17 protein-coding genes are annotated in these 18,491 nt (G+C 38.2%); 1 reads left to right on the forward strand and 16 read right to left on the reverse strand.

Annotation, left to right across the window (positions count from 1 at the left end):
• Positions 1–128 precede the first annotated feature (128 nt).
• From gap to HMPREF1639_RS00445, 3 genes are all read right to left on the reverse strand, one after another.
• The gene (gap, locus tag HMPREF1639_RS00435) at positions 129–1,136 is read right to left on the reverse strand and encodes a type I glyceraldehyde-3-phosphate dehydrogenase (protein WP_036762078.1); all 1,008 of its coding nucleotides are present in this window, start codon (positions 1,134–1,136) and stop codon (positions 129–131) included.
• Between the two features lie 103 nt (positions 1,137–1,239).
• Positions 1,240–2,265 (reverse strand): sugar-binding transcriptional regulator, encoded by a 1,026-nt coding sequence (locus HMPREF1639_RS00440; protein WP_036762079.1) that lies wholly within the window; start codon positions 2,263–2,265, stop codon positions 1,240–1,242.
• A 236-nt stretch (positions 2,266–2,501) separates the two neighbouring features.
• Complete coding sequence (locus HMPREF1639_RS00445; RefSeq protein ID WP_036762081.1) at positions 2,502–3,287, reverse strand: Cof-type HAD-IIB family hydrolase; 786 nt, start codon at positions 3,285–3,287, stop codon at positions 2,502–2,504.
• Positions 3,288–3,449: 162 nt separating this feature from the next.
• Here HMPREF1639_RS00445 and HMPREF1639_RS00450 point away from each other — a divergent pair, with 162 nt between their 5' ends.
• On the forward strand, positions 3,450–4,808 hold the full coding sequence (locus HMPREF1639_RS00450; RefSeq protein ID WP_036762082.1) for an MATE family efflux transporter: 1,359 nt from the start codon (positions 3,450–3,452) through the stop codon (positions 4,806–4,808).
• 207 nt (positions 4,809–5,015) lie between these two features.
• On the opposite strand, the gene HMPREF1639_RS00455 is transcribed toward HMPREF1639_RS00450, so the two are convergent.
• The 13 genes from HMPREF1639_RS00455 to def form a co-directional block, all read right to left on the reverse strand.
• Positions 5,016–7,370: a sensor histidine kinase gene (locus HMPREF1639_RS00455; protein WP_156955918.1), complete on the reverse strand. Its 2,355-nt coding sequence runs from the start codon at positions 7,368–7,370 to the stop codon at positions 5,016–5,018.
• Positions 7,357–8,070, reverse strand: a complete 714-nt coding sequence (locus HMPREF1639_RS00460) for a response regulator transcription factor (protein WP_036762087.1) — start codon at positions 8,068–8,070, stop codon at positions 7,357–7,359. The genes HMPREF1639_RS00455 and HMPREF1639_RS00460 overlap by 14 nt, the downstream gene beginning before the upstream one ends.
• Before the next feature lie 77 nt (positions 8,071–8,147).
• Positions 8,148–8,834 carry a thiamine diphosphokinase gene (locus HMPREF1639_RS00465; protein ID WP_052045358.1) on the reverse strand — a complete coding sequence of 229 codons (687 nt, stop codon included), beginning with the start codon at positions 8,832–8,834 and terminating at the stop codon, positions 8,148–8,150.
• Entirely contained in the window at positions 8,835–9,494 is a 660-nt protein-coding gene (rpe, locus tag HMPREF1639_RS00470) for a ribulose-phosphate 3-epimerase (protein WP_036762089.1), read from the reverse strand.
• Positions 9,491–10,390 (reverse strand): ribosome small subunit-dependent GTPase A, encoded by a 900-nt coding sequence (gene rsgA, locus HMPREF1639_RS00475; RefSeq protein WP_036762091.1) that lies wholly within the window; start codon positions 10,388–10,390, stop codon positions 9,491–9,493. The genes rpe and rsgA overlap by 4 nt, the downstream gene beginning before the upstream one ends.
• Positions 10,391–10,452: 62 nt before the next feature.
• Positions 10,453–11,187 carry an elongation factor P 5-aminopentanone reductase gene (ymfI, locus tag HMPREF1639_RS00480; RefSeq protein WP_036762094.1) on the reverse strand — a complete coding sequence of 245 codons (735 nt, stop codon included), beginning with the start codon at positions 11,185–11,187 and terminating at the stop codon, positions 10,453–10,455.
• Between the two features lie 78 nt (positions 11,188–11,265).
• Complete coding sequence (gene pknB, locus HMPREF1639_RS00485) at positions 11,266–13,143, reverse strand: Stk1 family PASTA domain-containing Ser/Thr kinase (protein ID WP_036762097.1); 1,878 nt, start codon at positions 13,141–13,143, stop codon at positions 11,266–11,268.
• Between the two features lie 12 nt (positions 13,144–13,155).
• Positions 13,156–13,905 (reverse strand): Stp1/IreP family PP2C-type Ser/Thr phosphatase, encoded by a 750-nt coding sequence (locus HMPREF1639_RS00490; protein ID WP_036762100.1) that lies wholly within the window; start codon positions 13,903–13,905, stop codon positions 13,156–13,158.
• A 12-nt stretch (positions 13,906–13,917) separates the two neighbouring features.
• Positions 13,918–14,955 carry a 23S rRNA (adenine(2503)-C(2))-methyltransferase RlmN gene (gene rlmN / locus HMPREF1639_RS00495; protein ID WP_036762102.1) on the reverse strand — a complete coding sequence of 346 codons (1,038 nt, stop codon included), beginning with the start codon at positions 14,953–14,955 and terminating at the stop codon, positions 13,918–13,920.
• Positions 14,956–14,977: 22 nt separating this feature from the next.
• Positions 14,978–16,321, reverse strand: a complete 1,344-nt coding sequence (gene rsmB / locus HMPREF1639_RS00500; RefSeq protein ID WP_036762105.1) for a 16S rRNA (cytosine(967)-C(5))-methyltransferase RsmB — start codon at positions 16,319–16,321, stop codon at positions 14,978–14,980.
• 72 nt (positions 16,322–16,393) lie between these two features.
• Complete coding sequence (locus HMPREF1639_RS00505) at positions 16,394–17,083, reverse strand: zinc metallopeptidase (RefSeq protein WP_036762107.1); 690 nt, start codon at positions 17,081–17,083, stop codon at positions 16,394–16,396.
• Positions 17,084–17,097: 14 nt separating this feature from the next.
• Positions 17,098–18,027 (reverse strand): methionyl-tRNA formyltransferase, encoded by a 930-nt coding sequence (gene fmt, locus HMPREF1639_RS00510; protein WP_036762109.1) that lies wholly within the window; start codon positions 18,025–18,027, stop codon positions 17,098–17,100.
• 1 nt (position 18,028) lies between these two features.
• Positions 18,029–18,484: a peptide deformylase gene (def, locus tag HMPREF1639_RS00515; RefSeq protein WP_036762111.1), complete on the reverse strand. Its 456-nt coding sequence runs from the start codon at positions 18,482–18,484 to the stop codon at positions 18,029–18,031.
• Positions 18,485–18,491: the final 7 nt, after the last annotated feature.

The raw sequence follows: 18,491 nt of genomic DNA on the forward strand, positions 1-18,491 counted from the left end.
GCCCTACGTGGACTTTCACCACAGACTGACGGCATGCCCGTCATACATAAAAAAGTCCGAGGGATTTCACCTCGGACTAAAATAACTTGCATCAACGAGGCTTTATCTTATTAAAAGCCAGGCCTATATTATTTAGTCATACTTCCAACTAAACCTAATGTTCTAACTAACTGAGAAGTATAAGACATTTCGTTGTCATACCATGCAACTGTCTTTACTAACTGCTTGCCAGCTACATCCATAACCTTAGTAAGTGTAGCATCGAATAGTGAACCGTAGCTAATACCTACTATATCACTTGATACTATTTCATCTTCAGTGTAACCAAATGATTCATTTGCAGCAGCCTTCATAGCAGCGTTGATTTCTTCAACTGTTGTATTCTTGTCAAGTACACAAACTAATTCAGTTATTGATCCTGTAGTTACTGGTACTCTCTGTGCAGCACCATCTAGCTTGCCAGCTAATTCAGGGATTACTAGGCCGATTGCCTTAGCAGCACCTGTTGTATTAGGGATTATGTTACCTGCAGCAGCTCTAGCTCTTCTAAGGTCACCCTTTCTGTGAGGACCGTCTAGAGTATTCTGGTCGTTTGTATATGCATGTATAGTAGTCATTAGACCCTCAACTATACCAAACTTGTCCTGTAGTACCTTAGCCATTGGTGCTAGGCAGTTAGTAGTACAAGATGCACCTGAAACAACTGTTTCACTTCCGTCTAGTATATTAGAGTTTACATTGTAAACTATTGTCTTAAGGTCTCCTGTAGCTGGTGCAGAGATTAGAACCTTCTTAGCTCCTGCTACTATATGAGCTTCTGCCTTTTCCTTTGATGTGAATAGACCAGTACATTCTAGTACTATATCCACATCTAGGTCACCCCAAGGAAGATTTTCAGGATTTCTTTCAGATATTACCTTTATTTCGTGTCCGTTTACTATAAAGGCACCTTCTTCAACAACTATTTCACCCTTGAATCTACCCTGAGATGTATCATACTTGAATAAGTGTGCCAACATATTAGCATCTGTCAAGTCGTTTATAGCAACTACATCAAACTTATCAGTTTCTTCCATCATCTTTCTTAAAGCTAGTCTACCTATTCTACCAAATCCATTAATTGCAACTTTTACCATTTTGTTACCTCCAAAAATACTTTTTGTTTTTATATTACCTAATTCTACCAAAATTAAGATTTTGTCTTTTACCTTCTACCATAACAACATTTCTGTTCTTGTGCTACCCCTGCTTGGACAGCCTGTTAATCAATTCTTTTGCACATTCCTCATCTGTTATCAAATTCAGATTCTTGTTCATCTTGTACAAGGCTAGGAAGGCATCTACCTTATCCTTGCCTGAAAATACCAAGCTTGCATTTTCAGAATTCTTATACATATCAATATCTATACCTACTGTATTGAGCTTCATGGCTATCTGACCATCTCTGTCAAAATAGTAACCAAAAGCCTCTCCTACTGCTTGTTTTTCCTTGAGTAGGTCGATTTCTTCCTGTGACATTCCTCGTCTCTGAGCCATTACGTCTGCCCTACCTATACTGAAGAATATCTTGTCAGCCTTCTTTAGATCGTCTAGCGTTCGTTTGATATCGGGTACCGACATGAGAGTATGTCTAGCATTTCCATCTAAATTATCCGGTATATATAAGAAATCAACTTGTGAGCCAAGTTTCTTTGCCGTCAGAGCCGCTATACTATTGGCCTGCAGGTCTATTTCTGCTCCAACACTTCCCCTTGTAGGCAGTATCTTTACTCCCTCAAATCCAGTGTTGGTATCAATATTCTCTGCCAACTCTCTCATAGTAGAGCCACCTGCTATAGCAATAATATCATCCCCATTAATTTTCTTTAAAAGATATTCAGCCGCAGCCTTGGCAACAGACTTGAGACTATTTTCTCCAACCTTCTTGGCTATGACTACATCCTTGATTCCAAGCAATTCTCTCAACTTCTCTTCCATATCACTGATGCCCATTATTTCACCCATGACAGTCTCTAGATTTTCCAAGACTTCCTTACCCTCACTAGTGATGGTCATACCGGATACATCTATGTTGATGAATTTATGTTCCTTCAAGAAGTCTATCTCTGTTCGAGTGGTCCTCTCACTTAGATTCAGTACCGAAGAAAGCATCCTTCTACCAATCGGTTGACTGATATTTATTTGCCTCAATATGGCATATCTCTTTTCCATTAAGTCAATAGCCTGAGGAATGATCTTCTTTTGAACTTCTATTAAATTTTTCATAAGTCTTCCTCCATTTTATATGGCTATCTGTGTCCCAGATGTATCTTATCCGTCCCACAATCTTATTATAAACTAGTGGGACAAATTTTGCAAGGCTTTTTTAAATTTATTTTTTATTTGCCTTTCTATTTTTAATATTACCCACAAAAACCCACAAATATCAATAAATTTCATATTTTCCCAAAAGAAAAAACAGGGGACGTTTTTTGTCCCCTGCCATCTATTATAACTACTAGTTACAAGACTCCAAAATATTTCAAGGCATACTCGACACCATCATCATCTATGTCCCTAGTAACGAAATCCGCTATTTCCTTTACTGGAGGATTGGCATTACCCATAGCAATTCCTCTTCCAACATATTTCAACATAGCTATATCATTGCCACCATCTCCAAAGGCCATACATTCATCCTTTGAAAGCTTCATGTAATCCAATACTATTTCTATTCCCTTGTCCTTACCGCCATCAGCTATGACAACATCCGCAAATTCAGGACACCACCTCAGCATCTTACAATTAGGCATGTGGTCCAAAAATTCCTTTTCATCTTCTTCGTCTACATATGCTAATAATTGGTAAGTGTTGTGACTATGTATCCTAGACAAGTCTTCAACCTGAGTATCATAGCCCGTACCACCAATCTTTTCCCTAAAATTCAAGACTCTCTCGTTAAGCAGGTTTATGTACATATGACCTTCTTCAACAAACTCACATGCTATCTTATTCTCTTCAATATAAGGCAACAAGGACTCTAGACTTTCTACTGGTATCGGCACATCTCTCAATACCTTGCCCTCATATATACAGTACTGGCCATTGAGCATTACATAGCCATCAAACTTAAAGTCCAACATACCTTCTATTGTATCCAACCAAGCTGGCGACCTTCCAGTTGCCAAGAAAAGCTTAATCCCTTTTTTCCTCAATGCCTCCAAGGCTCTCCTAGAAGATTCTGGAACCTGGTGGCTCTTCAGACTCAGAAGAGTACCATCAATATCAAAAAAAATTACTTTTACCATAACTTCCCTTCCTTTATCTATTATAAAATCTACCATCAACATTATAACACATAAAGCTGGAATAAAAAATTGAAAAAATAGTTGACTGCACAACCTTATTTTTGTTAAAATATTTCGATGGAAATAATAACTACAAAAGTAAGAAGGGAGACCCAGACAAAAATGACTAAGACTGATAAGGCCTTTAGGGACAACCCCCTAGGCTATGAAAAAATATCAAAACTACTATATAAATTTTCTCTTCCTGCCATCATTGGTATGTTTATAAACGCCTTGTACAATGTTGTAGACAGGATTTTTATAGGCAACAGCCCTGACCTTGGGGCCAACGGACTGGCTGCCTTAACCATATGTTTCCCTGCCATGATAATTATGATGTCCACAGGAATACTCTTTGGCCAAGGTGGGGCTACCCTATTTTCAATAAATCTAGGCAGACAAGATTACGAAAAGGCTGACAAGGCCCTTGGTAATGCCACATCCCTCCTAATTATATTTGGACTCTTGATTACAGTATTTGGTGAGATATTCCTAAACAAGATCCTAGTCTGGTTTGGTGCCAGTCCAGCCATCCTACCCCACGCCAAGGAATATATGAGGATAATTCTAATCGGTACCATATTCCAGGTAATTGGTATGGGTATGAACAACTTTTTGAGGGCAGATGGCAAACCCAAGCTATCTATGGTGACCATGTTCTTTGGAGCTGGTATTAATATCATATTAGACCCAATATTTATATATGTTTTCAGGATGGGTATGAGTGGAGCTGCCATAGCAACTATCACTTCCCAGTTTATATCCATGGTTTGGAGCATCCACCACTTCCTAAAGAAGGATGCACTTCACAGGATACAGGCAAAATACATGAAGCTAGATGCCAGCCTAGCCCTTGAGATAACTAGCCTAGGTATGCCTGGATTTTTGATTCAGCTATTTAGTAGTATCTTGAACCTAATCCTAAACAGGGCCTTGCTGGAATACGGTGGGGATATAGCCGTATCAGGTATGGGTATTGTAACCAGCCTAGCCATCCTCTTAGTACTTCCTGTTATAGGTCTGAACCAAGGACTCCAGCCTATAGTCAGCTTTAATTATGGGGCAAGAAAATTTGACAGGGTCAAAAAAGCTGCCATGCTTACGATTGTAGCTGCAAGCTGTATCACAGTATTTGGTTTTGTACTTACCAGAATCATACCAGACCTTCTAGTATCTATGTTCAACAGGGACAAGGAACTTGTGGATTTCGGCGTCCATGCCCTACAGACTTGGCTAATGTGCCTGCCTCTAGTAGGTTTTCAGATTATCGGTTCCAACTTTTTCCAGGCAATAGGTCTACCAAAGAGAGCCATGTTCCTCAGCCTACTTAGACAGGTCTTAATCCTGATACCAGCCATAATAATCCTATCAAATATGTACGGTATAAATGGTATCCTATTTGCAGCACCACTAGCAGACCTAGTAGCTGCCATAGTAACTGCCATATTTTTCTTTAGCTTTACTAAAAATCTAACAGACTAGACACTAGTATGGACTCTCAATGACGAGGCAAATATCCTATTTATCCAGACAATTTGAATACTATAATAAAACACACCGAAAATGACTTCTATACCAAGTTCGGTGTGTTATTTTATTTTATTTTATTATTAAGTTATCTATATTTTCTAATTACATGTAATCTTTAATTGTATAGTTCCTTTACTTATCTTTAAATCTTGAAATCTATTATTTACCAGCTCCATCGTTTGATTTATTAAAGGTAATAATAGCCTTGAACAAGTCACCGTCCAAGTCAATATTTAAGTCTCCACCCTGAACTTGAGCATAGCTCTTTGCTATAGATAAGCCTAAGCCAAAACCTTCAGTATTCCTAGACTTGTCACCTCGCCTAAACCTCTCAGTGATGTCTTCCCTGTCATAGTCTATTTCTGTTGCAGATATATTTTTAAAGACTATATTTACCAAGTCATCAAAGTCCTCAACTTCAATATATGCCCTAGACCCTTCCATGGCGTACTTGGCCATATTTACTAACATATTTTCAAATATTCTGTATGTCTTTTCCCCATCCAAATAAAGCATTATCTTTTTATCTGGGAACTTGGTCCTAAGAATCAACTTCCTTTCATTAAACCTATCCTCAACCTCCCAGATACACTGCTTGACCAATTCAACTACATCTATCTGATTTATGTCGAGTGTAATGCTTCCTGACTGGGCCTTGGATATTTCAAACATATCATCAATCAGTACTTTTAGCCTTTCAGACTTTCTAAATATGGTATCCACATACTCCCTAGATCTATTTGAGAGATCATCCTCGTTCCTTAGTAGATCAGAATAGGATATTATTGATGTCAGAGGCGTCTTTAGGTCATGAGATACATTGGAAATCAATTCACTCTTTAACTTTTGACTCTTTATTTCGTCCTCTACAGTCTTCTTATATGCCTCCTGTATGCTCATCAACTGTCTCTTCAATTCCTCATATATACCTACATCCTGACTCATAATATCTACATCCAAGTTACCCTTGGCTATATTCTCAGTCAGATTAAAAAGACTCCTGTAATCATCTTTACTCTCTCTGATTTCTCTAATTACTATTTTTTCAAATATGAACACAACTATAGCATATGCAAATATGATTAGGAACCAAGTCATGTTACTAGTAACAAATCCACTTACAATTAAAAATATAGATCCCAGACTCACAATTACAACGCCTAATATGCATAGCCTGTTATACCTCCTACTAAAGTCTACTTTAATAAATTTTCTTATACTATTGACTATAAAGTTGTAGAGGAATAAAAACATCTTAACCAACAAACTCTTCTTTAGGAAGTATTTTTTGACTCCAGTAGCTAGCACCATCCTAATCCAAGCTGCAAAAACAAATGATACTAAATAAACGATAAACCAATACCCTATATTTATACCATTTACCACCTGTTTAGATATCCATATAGGTATATTGTTGGCCATAACCACCTTCAATAGGTTACCATTTATAGTTTCTCTAACTATCTTGACTGGTACATCATTGCTAAGCAGGGAGTAGTCAAGCTTTATCAATATAGCTATCAAAAGCTCAAAAGGAAGCTTGAATACACTCTTTATCCCATAAAAACCTATCAAAACTTTTTTTGGAAGAAGTAGGGTAATTATAAATATTGATATTAAAAGAAATCTTGCTATACTCTCTATAAGAGAAAGTTTGCTCCTCTCAGCCCTATTAATATACCTACTGATGGTATCGTTACTGGCATAAAAATCATTATTTAATTTTCTAGGAACAGCATACATAAATAACCTGTTCTTGATAGGCTTGGTGTTATAACTATAAAAGTCACCTGGCAATTCACCATCAAAATTATATTTGACCTTCATCTTCCTATTTGATTCATGTCCCAACATAAAATCGTCTATCCTTTGCTTATTAAAGCCACTCGTATACAGGAGCCTGTATTTACCGTACTTGTCGTATTCTATCAAGATACAATTTCTAAAATCCTTGGATATAGCCTCATCTACAGATTTATATTCTTCGACCAACTTCTTGTAATTATCTTGACCTGGTTTGGCCTCCATATATTTCTTCAAGGTATTAACATAGTCCTTAAAATCATAGTTAGAAAAGGCATAGTCACTCTCTGTATTTATACAAGAAAACTTTATATTCCCATCGGACCCCTTGATCATAGACCCCAAGTCCGTATTGGCAGCCAAGTTAAATTCGTTTTTTATAGATATTTCATCTAGCTCACCGGAATAATAGTCTATACTAGCATTTTTAATAATGGAATTTATAGTTTCTTCACTAAGAAACAAATCCGCCGGGTCTACTGCCTTGTCCATTTCCGTCTGATAAGTCTTATAGTATAGATAAAAATTAGAGTCAAATATATCCGATGTATAGGCTTCTGTTTCAAAGGGATCGCCCTTTAACTCAGATATTTTTGTTTCTACATAGTGGTACCTATAAATCATATTAAGTGACAAAAAAAACAATATGAGTATGACTATACCACTAAATAAACGTCTCTTATTTATTTCGTCAATCTTAAATTTTGTCAATTTTATATCCAACTCCCCATACTACTTTCAAGTATTTAGGTTTTTTAGAATCGAGTTCTATTTTTTCCCTAATATTTCTTATATGAACCATAACGGTATCAGTATTGATGGCATTCTCATTCCAAACCTTCTCATATATCTCTTCTGATGAAAATACCCTACCTGGATTTTTCATCAGTAGGTTCAATATCTTAAATTCAGTAGGTGTAATCTTGACTGGATTATCATCTACACTTACAGTTCTCTTGTTTTCATTAAGCTCTAGGCCACCTATCACATAAACACCTTCGTCGTCTTTATCGCCCTTGTCATCTCCATTTATATTCATATACTTTGTGTACCTTCTCAGCTGTGAATTGACCCTGGCCAAGAGTTCCAGCGGCTTGAATGGCTTGTTTACATAGTCATCTGCCCCTATATTTAGGCCCATTATCTGGTCTACTTCTTCTGACTTGGCCGATAGTATAATCACAGGGAAGTTATGCTTTTCCCTCAACTTCATTATCATAGTTGCCCCGTCCATCACAGGCATCATCATGTCTATAATGGCTAGATGTATTTCTTCCTTTTTAAGTATTTTCAAGCCTTCCAGACCATTATTTGCCTTAAAAACTTTATACCCCTGGTTCAATAAATATATCTCTACTACGTCTGCTATCTCTTTTTCATCATCTACTACCAATATATTATATGATTTCATAGGTCACCTCATTTCTATAATATTATCTACCACTAGTTGGGTCAGACAATTACCCTCGACTAAGTATCTTATTTCAACTATCTTCCCCTCTTTATATTTCTTACAACTAGCATACAACCATCCCTGACATTTATAAAGGCTTCCTCTGCCTCCATTACATTGGATATGCCTCTTGTTATGGAATATTTCAAGTCTAATTCCTCAACGCTGTACTCCATATTAGCCAGGGTAATTCCCCTTGCATCGCCCATTATAGGTATGATAGAAACAATATCCCCGATATTACCCTTTAGGTTCATTTCATCATTTTTCAAAATATATATTTCTTCATTTTCCGATATAATCCTAGGATACATACCTCTTTCCAAAATATAATAGAGAAGTTGTATATTAGCTAGTTCATGATCTATACGTCCTCCTAGAGCTCCGTATATATCGATTCCTAAAAGCCCCTCTTCTTCAACTAACCAGACCGCTAATTCAGCATCAGTTTCGTCCTTTTTTGTGGGGAATTTTTTAAATACCACCTCAGAAGACTCATAATATTTTCTAATTTCTTCGTCTATTGAGTCTAAATCACCTAGTATATAGTTTGGCATTATCCCCATCTTGTAAAGGTGGTTGGCTCCACCATCGACAGCAATTATCAACTCATATTTATTATAATTCACGACATCCCTTATATAGTCATAGTCGTCTAACTGACCATTCAATACCAGGCAAGCTGTCTTGCCATGAATTATCCTGCTCACTAAAGTTCCCATTTATTCTCCATCTACAGCCCTTCTTAAATCCATTACTGCCTTGTCTATATCTTCTTTACCGAAAATAGCTGATCCAGCTACCAATACATCTGCACCAGCATCTACCAAGGCCTTGATATTTTCACTTGTAACTCCACCATCTACTTCTATCTCTATATCTAGACCCCTTTCGTCTATCATAGCCCTTAATTCCTTGACCTTGTCTATGACTACCGGTATAAATTTCTGTCCACCAAAACCTGGATTTACTGACATCAGTAGGACCATATCTAGGTCTGCCAATACATGTTGAATCATACAGACTGGTGTAGCTGGATTTAAAACTACGCCCGCCTTGATACCATGTGACTTGATATTCTGTATAGTCCTATGTAGGTGGGTACAAGTCTCCTGATGGACTGTAATTATATCACAACCTGCTGCAGCTAGGTCAGGTAAAAACTTGTCTGGATCAGATATCATAAGATGGGCATCAAATACCATATTTATATCCTTTCTCAGGCTCTTAATTATAGGAGCCCCAAAAGTTATGTTTGGCACAAAATGTCCGTCCATTACGTCTAGATGTAGGTATTCACATCCTGCCGCCTCTACCTTCTTACATGATTCTAATAGTCTAGCAAAGTCTGCTGATAAAACTGATGGTGCTAATTTCATTATAAATTCCTCCTAAGTTCTCTAATCTTCAAATTATTTATTTCATCTAGTATCTGTAGGTACGACCTGTACCTAGTCTCTGATATTTTTCCTGCCTCAAGGGCCTCTTTAACCGAACATGAGGGTTCATTTTTATGTATACATTTTCCTCCAAATCTACATCCATCATACTGGGCAAATTCTATAAAGTACTCCTGTAATTCTTCAATTTCTATGTCGGTTAGCTCGAAAGAACTAAAACCTGGTGTATCTGCTACTATAGCATTTTCACCTATCTTGTATAGCTGGGAATGCCTAGTCGTATGCTTGCCCCTGCCTAACTTTTGGGATATCTCAGCTGTATCAAGGGCAAAACCTGGCTCAATAGCATTTAATATACTTGACTTACCAACTCCTGACTGGCCTGCAAACACAGAAATACAACCCTCTAGCTCTTGTCTAACCTGGTCTATACCTTGGCCTGTCTTGACACTGACCGGTATGACCTTATAGCCTACCCTCTCATAGTCAGTTACAATACTGTCAACGATTGAGCCATCAGTATCTAGGTCTATCTTTGTCAAGATTATCCTAATATCTAAATTTTCTTTTTCTGAAAATACTATAAACCTATCCAAGAGAACCATATTAGGATTTGGCTCCTTAACAGAAAAAGTAATCAAAACCTTGTCAATATTTGCAACAGGTGGCCTTACCAACTCAGACCTTCTTTCATATATTTTTTCTATATTGCCTTTTTTATCGTATTCATCTATTATGCTGATAGACACCCTATCTCCTACCAAGGGGCTAAGTCCCTTCTTTCTAAAGATGCCACGAGCCTTACATTCATAAAGGTCTTGGCCTACTTCAACATAATAAAATCCACTGATACCCTTAATTATTATTCCGTCTTTCATTATACCTCCCAGTCTACATTACTACTTATATGATAACACAAGACTCCTGCCAGTTAAAGCTCCTAAATAACAAAACCACCATTGCTAGCCAGCACCTGACCCGTAATAAAATCAGCCCTGTCTGATGCCAAAAAGACAACCAAATTGGCTATATCTATAGGATAACCCAACTTCATAAGGGGAGTCTCATCCCTCAGATAGTCTATATCTTCCTGGCTAAATTCCTTCATCATATCAGTCATAATAACGCCTGGAGCAACTGCATTTACATTTATTCCAGAAGGACCAACTTCCTTGGCCAAGGCCTTTGTAAATCCAATAACACCTGCCTTGGAAGCTGAATAGGCGACCTCACAAGAAGCTCCAACCTGCCCCCACATGGAAGATATATTTATAATCTTGCCGCTATGGTTGGATAGCATATGCTTGAGGGCCTCCTTGGAACATAGGAAAACTGACTTCAAATTTGTATCCATCATTCTATCCCAATCGTCTTCTTCCATATCGGTAATCAAGCCCTCATAACTAATCCCCGAATTGTTGACCAGGATATCTATAGTTCCAAACCTATCCATGCAAAAATTAAACATGGCCCTTACCTGGTCTTGCCTAGATACATCCGCCTGAAAAATTTCTACTGGGTAATTTTTATCCTTTAAAATACTGGCTAGTTCTAGAGCTGCCTCTTCTGACTTATTATAGTTTACCAGCAGCCTATATCCTTCTTCGGCTAGTTGAATCACTACTTCTCTACCAATCCCCCTAGCACCACCAGTTACCAATGCTACCTTACTCATCTGATTTCCTCCTAAAAACAAGGAGCTACCTCTAGGCAACTCCTTGTCATAATCTACTCAATAATTATCAAAATTATCTTAGTTATTTGTTCCACCAATTATATTTTCACTAGTAGTACCACTTGAAGAATCTTGATTGTTATCAGGAACAATTATGCTACCACCGCTATTATTTCCATTATGACTAGTGTCACCGTTCGGCCTACTAGTACTTGGGTTTATAGGTCTGGATGGTCTACTAGGTGTCCTACTAGTTGAAGGATCTGTACTTCTGTTCGTATTACCATTAGAATCATTGCCATCCGGTATACTTGTATCTGGTTCTTCAATTATTGATGGCTTTTCCTGTTTCTCCTTCTTGCCCTTGCTGACAACTAAAGATACCTTTTGACCCTCATCACTAGAACCACCGACTAGACTCTGACTCAGAACTGTACCTTCCTTGGCATCATTATACTCATATTTTACATTGCCGAGAACAAGATTATTGTCATTCAATAACTTCTCTGCCTGACTTAAATTAAGTCCTACCACGTTAGGTACTGGAACCTTTGATTTACCCTTGCTGACAATTACGCTGACAGAATCACCCTTCTTAAGGGTTGTGTTCTCACTTGGTGTCTGAGTTATTATCCTGTCCTTGCTGACTCCATTACTGTATTCTTCTGACTTGACTACTAGCTTTAGACCTGTTCCCTCTAGACTCTTTTGTGCTTCTTCAACAGTCATGTTTACCACGCTAGGAACAGTTACATTTTCTGAACCATTTTTATTAAATAGGCCTAATCCAAAATACTTCATGAAAAAGGCTGCATAACCTATCAATATCAGTATAAGAATAGCTGCCAATACCTTGAGTCTTCTACGTGCCCCAGGTGTTTCCTTCTTCTTGGATTTATTTTTCTTTTTTTCTTTTTTCAACTCTCTCCTAGACTTAGGTTTTTCTTCGTAGTAGTCGTCTTCATCTTCATCATCATAGTAGTCTTCATCATCGTAGTAGTCGTCTTCGTCATAGTAATCTTCATCATCATAATCATCATACTGGACTGGCTTCCTACCATTGAAAACTTCTGGATCTCTCCTATCTACATCAGTCGTAGCAAAGTTGTTGTAGTCCTTTATATATGGAAGGTCTATATTTCTCTCTACAAACTCTATATCCTCTATCAATTCCTCAGCAGTCTGGTACCTATTAGCAGGCTCCTTCTGAGTCAACTTGCTGATAATAGTCCTAACGCTATTTGGAATATCTATCTTTTCCTGGTCTGTAAAGGCTATATCCTCGTTTATATGCTTCAAGGCTATAGATATAGGACTGTCACCACTAAATGGTACCCTACCTATAATCATTTCATATAGGACTATACCCAGTGAATATAGGTCGGCATTGCTTGTCAGGTGCTTGCCCTTGGCCTGTTCAGGAGATATATAGTGGACTGAACCAATCACACTCCCCATATTCGTCATAGTTGAACTGCTGACAGCCTTGGCAATACCAAAGTCTGCAACCTTTACCTGCCTACCATCCTTGGATATCAATATATTGTGAGGCTTTATATCCCTGTGAATTATACCACTTCTATGGGCTGCACTCAGTGCCCTAGCTATCTGCTTGGCTATATCCAGAGAAGTATATTCTTCCAGAGAACCCTCATTTTGTATTATTTCCTTCAAATTCTGACCATCTACATATTCCATTACTATGTAGTGGACCTTGCCGTCCTCACCTACATCGTACACATTCACGATATTTGGGTGGGATAGACTAGCTACGGCTTCTGCCTCCCTCTTGAACTTGACCAAAAACTCCTGGTCATCGACAAATTCAGGCCTCAATACCTTTACTGCAACAACCCTGTTTAAGAGTTTGTCCCTAGCCTGGTATACAAATGCCATTCCACCGTCGCCAATTTTCCTTAAAATTTCGTATCTATTTCCTAATACTGTAGCTCCCATAATAACACCACCTTACACCATAACTATTATTACAGTAACATTATCTTTACCAGATGCATCATTAGCCAAGTCCACTAGGTCTTGAGCTAGATCATCAGAATCGCTATTTAACAATGTTTGTTCTATATCTTCCCTGTCTACGGCACCTGTTAATCCATCAGTAGCCAATAATATTCTGTCACCCTCCTCAAGGTCTACATCATATATGTCCACCAATACTACCGGTTCCGTACCGACTGCCCTTGTTATCTTATTTCTATCCGGATGATTTCTGGCTTCTTCCTCAGTTATTATATTTGCCTTTACATATTCCTCTACAATAGAATGGTCATATGTAATCTTTTCCAAGCTTTCACCCTTTTTCAATATATAGCACCTACTATCTCCAACATTGGCTATATGGGCCTTGTTCTTGTATACTACTGCTAGAGTTAGGGTCGTACCCATACCGTCATAGATTATATCTTCCTTGGACTTGTCATATACCATTGAATTGACAGTGTTATAGGCCTGCTTGATTATATCTTCTATATAATCTATTTTCACTACGCCATTTTGTATCAAATTATCATTAAAAAATTCTATCAAATTTTCTACTGCTAGCTGGCTGGCAACTTCACCCTTATTGTGACCTCCCATGCCGTCTGCTATGGCAAAAATCCCTACATCACTACCATCTTCGGCTTCTATTATCTCACCCTTACAATAGTCTTCATTATTTTTTCTGACCATCCCTATGTGAGACTTAAACAAAAAATCCATATGAGTCCTCCTTTACCCCTTACTTACACTCCTTCTAAGCTGGCCACAGGCACCACTTATATCTGCCCCCATAGAGTTTCTAATAGTAACAGGTATATTATTTTTTTCTAAATAAGCTTTAAATTTATTTATGTATAAAATATCAGGTTTTTCAAAGTCCCTCTCCTCTATTGGGTTTATAGGGATTAGATTAACATGACACAACATTCCTTTCAGTAATTTAACTATTCTGTCTGCTTCCTTATTTGAGTCATTGACCCCCTTTATTAGGGAATACTCAAAGGTAATCCTCCTATTGGTCTTGCCAATATAGTAGTGACAGGCCTCTATTATCTGGTCTATCCTGTACTTGTTGGCAACAGGCATTATCTTTTGCCTCTCCTCGTCAAATGGTGAATGAAGTGATATGGCTAGGTTTATTGGAATCTCCAAGTCAGCCAGGTCCCTAATCCTATCTACTATACCACAAGTGGATAGGGTTATATGTCTGTTACCTATATTCAATCCATTTTCTTCATTTACCAGTTTCAAAAACCTTATGGAGTTTTCGTAGTTATCAAGTGGCTCGCCACTACCCATCATTACGATATTAGACACCCTCTTGCCCAGGTCTTCCTGGACCTTCATTATCTGGTCTAATATTTCCCATGACTCCAAATTTCTAGATAGGCCGTCTATTGTAGATGCACAAAATCTGCAACCCATCCTGCACCCAACCTGGTTGGATACACAGACAGTCAACCTGGTATCGTAGTCCATGGCCACTGTCTCTATTATATTTCCATCGTCTAGCTTAAATAGATACTTCTTTGTACCATCTATCTTTGAATCTAAACGCAGGTATTTTTCTATATTACCTATTCTTGAGTGCTCTTCTAGTTTAGACCTTAGAGACTTGGGTATATTATTCATTTCATCAAAATCCCTAATATTCCTATATATCCAAGAGTAGACCTGACTTCCTCTGAACTTTTTTTCTCCTATTCCAACTAGAAAGTCTTTGAGTTCACCCTCAGTCAAGTTTTTGAGCACAACACTTCCTTTATACATTATACCACACCTCTATTGATTTTTAAATTTTTTTCATTCTGCAAATAAAGAATCCGTCCATATCTTGCTGGTCTGGCAAAATCTTTATTAGTCCCTTATTGTCTAGTTCCAAGGACTTATCCACATGACTTATGTCGTCTAAGATGAAATCTTCGTGGTTTGACAAAAACTTTTCCACTATATCAACATTTTCTTCACAGAAGATTGTACAAGTTGAATAAATAAGTATACCACCCTTTTTTAGGTAGGAGCTAGCATTTTCCAGTATCTTATACTGAATTTCTGGCAGGCCTAGAACCTCGTCTTCCTTCTTGTACTTAATCTCTGGCTTCCTTCTCACTATGCCCATACCCGAGCATGGCACATCACACAGGACATAGTCAAAGCCACCTATATAATTTTCATTAAGAACTAGGGCATCACCTAGGCCTGGCTCCATATTTTTAAGACCCAACCTATTTGCATAGGCCTTCATCAGCTTGATCTTGTGCTCATATATATCCTGAGATATAATACTACCCGTATTTTCCATCAACTCGCCTATATGGGTAGACTTGCCGCCTGGTGCAGCACAGAGATCCAAGACTCTAGCTCCCTTATCTGGATTCATTACCTTGCCTACTAGCATTGAACTAATATCCTGTATACTAATATATCCCTCCCTAAATAGGGGGTGCTTGTCTATAGCCTTGAGTCCCTTCACCCTTATGGCCTCTTCAAAACCGACTATCCTACTGGCATCTAGTCCTTCACTCCTCAAGTCTTCGATTATTTTTTCTACTAGCCCATCAATATCCTGGCCCGGACCTAGCTTGGTCCTATTAACTCTCAAGTATATATTTGGCTTTTTAGATAGGGTTCTCAATATACTTTCTGTCCTCTCAAATCCATACTCCTTGACTAACCTCTCCACTATCCATTTTTCATATGAATAATATAAGGCTAGCTTATCTATAGTATTTAAGCTGATATCCTTGACCTCGTCCAAACGTCTGGAAATATTCCTAAGAACTGCATTTACAAAAGAAGCCGACCTCTTATCCAGCCTCTTCATCATGTCCACAGACTCATTTATGGCAGCATAGTCTGCCACGCCGTCCATATATAACAACTGATAGACTCCCATCCTAAGGACTAGCTTGACAGAGTGTTGCATCTTCCTAGCCTTAATCTTTGATACCTTGTTTATCATATAGTCTAGGAACCTTTTTCTCTCTACCACACCATATACTAGGTCGGTCACAAAACCCTTGTCTTGATTATCTAAACCAGCATCTTTTATATACTTGTTAAGAGCCATGTTAGAATAGTTACCATTGACTTCTATATCAAATAATATTTTATAAGCTACCTCTCTAGCTGTCATATTTTCTCCCTTCAAACAGATGTGACTATATACATTTGTATATAGTCACAATACTTTTATATACCACTAAAGCTAGTCATCACTCCTAGCAATTAAGATCAACCTTACCAATTGCAATATTGATGCCATGGCAGCTGCCACATATGTTAGGGCTGCCGCATGCAAAACTTTCCTACTTTCCTTTTTTTCATCTAGACCTACTATGCCTAGGCTTTCCAACTGTTTCAAGGCTCTAGATGATGCATTAAACTCAACTGGCAGAGTCACAAGCTGGAATAATACTGTCGCTGAAAACAGGACAATACCCATCCACAAAAACTGCCTATTTACAAAAAATCCCATCAATATAATTATCCAAGATGCAGAAGATGCAAAATTTACCACTGGTACAATAGCACTCCTAAACATCATAGGCACATAGGATTCCTTATCCTGAATTGCATGGCCACACTCATGGGCTGCAACCGATATTGAAGTAATAGACGTTCCGTAAAATACCTCTTCTGACAGACTCACTGTCTTACCCCTAGGGTCATAGTGGTCAGTCAAGGTTCCTGATACAGGCATTACAGGTACTGAAGATAAACCGTTATAATCTAGTATCCTTCTGGCTACTTCCTGACCTGTCATACCCTTCATGGCCCTGACCTTAAAATATCTACTTGTAGTTGAATTTACCTTGAAAGATGCATACATACTCAGCAAGATTGCCGGTATCAAAATCAAGATAGTTCTATCCATATATAATCCATAAGGATACATAATCATCACTCCTATTAACTTAATACTTTACCTGTCTCTATTGTATTGCCCTTTATATACTCAGATACAGGCATTCTCTTCTTGTTTGGCATCTGTAATTCTTCAATTAGTACTACACCTATACCACAGGCAACCTCTATACCCTGCTTGTCAACCGCAACTATTGTACCTGGCGCACTACTAGTTTGGTTAGAGCTAATACTAGTCTTCCATATCTTTATTTTGCCATATGGGCTTTCACACCAAGCTCCCGGCCATGGTACAGTTCCCCTTACAAGGTTGTGAACACTTACTGCTGACTTCTTGAAATTTATGTGACCTAGGTCTCTGTCCATCATAGGTGCATATGATGATTCATCGTCATTCTGCTTTGTCCTGTTGGCACTACCATCCTCTATGGCCTTGATAGTTTGGCTCAAAACCTCTGCACCCTCATCCATCATTATATCATGAAGTTGGCCTGCATTTATTTGGTCGTCTAACATAAATTCCTTAGTCTTTATAATATCACCTGTATCTAGGCCTTCATCCATAAACATAGTAGTTACACCTGTTTTTTCTTCGCCATTTATGATTACCCAGTTTATTGGGGCAGCCCCCCTATATTTAGGCAATAGGGACACATGGACATTTATACAACCATATTTAGGTAGGTCCAGCACATCCTTCTTCAGTATTTGACCAAAGGCTATAACCACTATTAGGTCTGGATTTAGTTCCTTTAGCCTATCTACAAAGTCTGCTTGACTGGCTTTTTCTGGCTGTAATACCTCTATGTCGTGTCTGATAGCTGCTTCCTTTACTGGTGAAAAGGCCAATTTCTTGCCCCTGCCCTTGGGCCTGTCTGGCTGAGTTACTACGGCACATACATCATAACCATCATTGATCAAACGCTCAAGCGAAGGTACTGCTATCTCTGGAGTTCCCATAAAAACTATACGCATATTATTCACCCTTTTCTGATTTTTCTACCTTTTCAACAAATAAAATCCCTTCCAAATGATCTATTTCGTGGCAAAAAGCTCTAGCCAATAAACCATGCCCTTCTACCTCTATATCCCTGCCAAACCTGTCCTGGGCCTTGACCTTTACGTAGTTTGGTCTTGTAACCTCCCCTACATAATCGACCACGCTTAGGCAACCTTCTAGGTCTGTTTGCTGGCCTGAAGTCTCAACTATAACTGGATTTACTAGTTCTATCAAACCTTCTCCAATGTCGACTACTACAGCCCTCCTAAGAACACCTACCTGAGGTGCTGCTAGACCAACTCCATCTTCCTTATACATAGTATCTGCCAAATCATCTAGTAGTGTGTGTAGTCTCTCATTAAAGTCTACCACCTGCTTAGACTTTTTATTCAATAGGGGTTCTCCCATCTTCAATACATTCCTTATCGCCATTTCAAAT

Source organism: Peptostreptococcus sp. MV1, from assembly GCF_000758885.1.
GTDB lineage: Bacteria > Bacillota > Clostridia > Peptostreptococcales > Peptostreptococcaceae > Peptostreptococcus.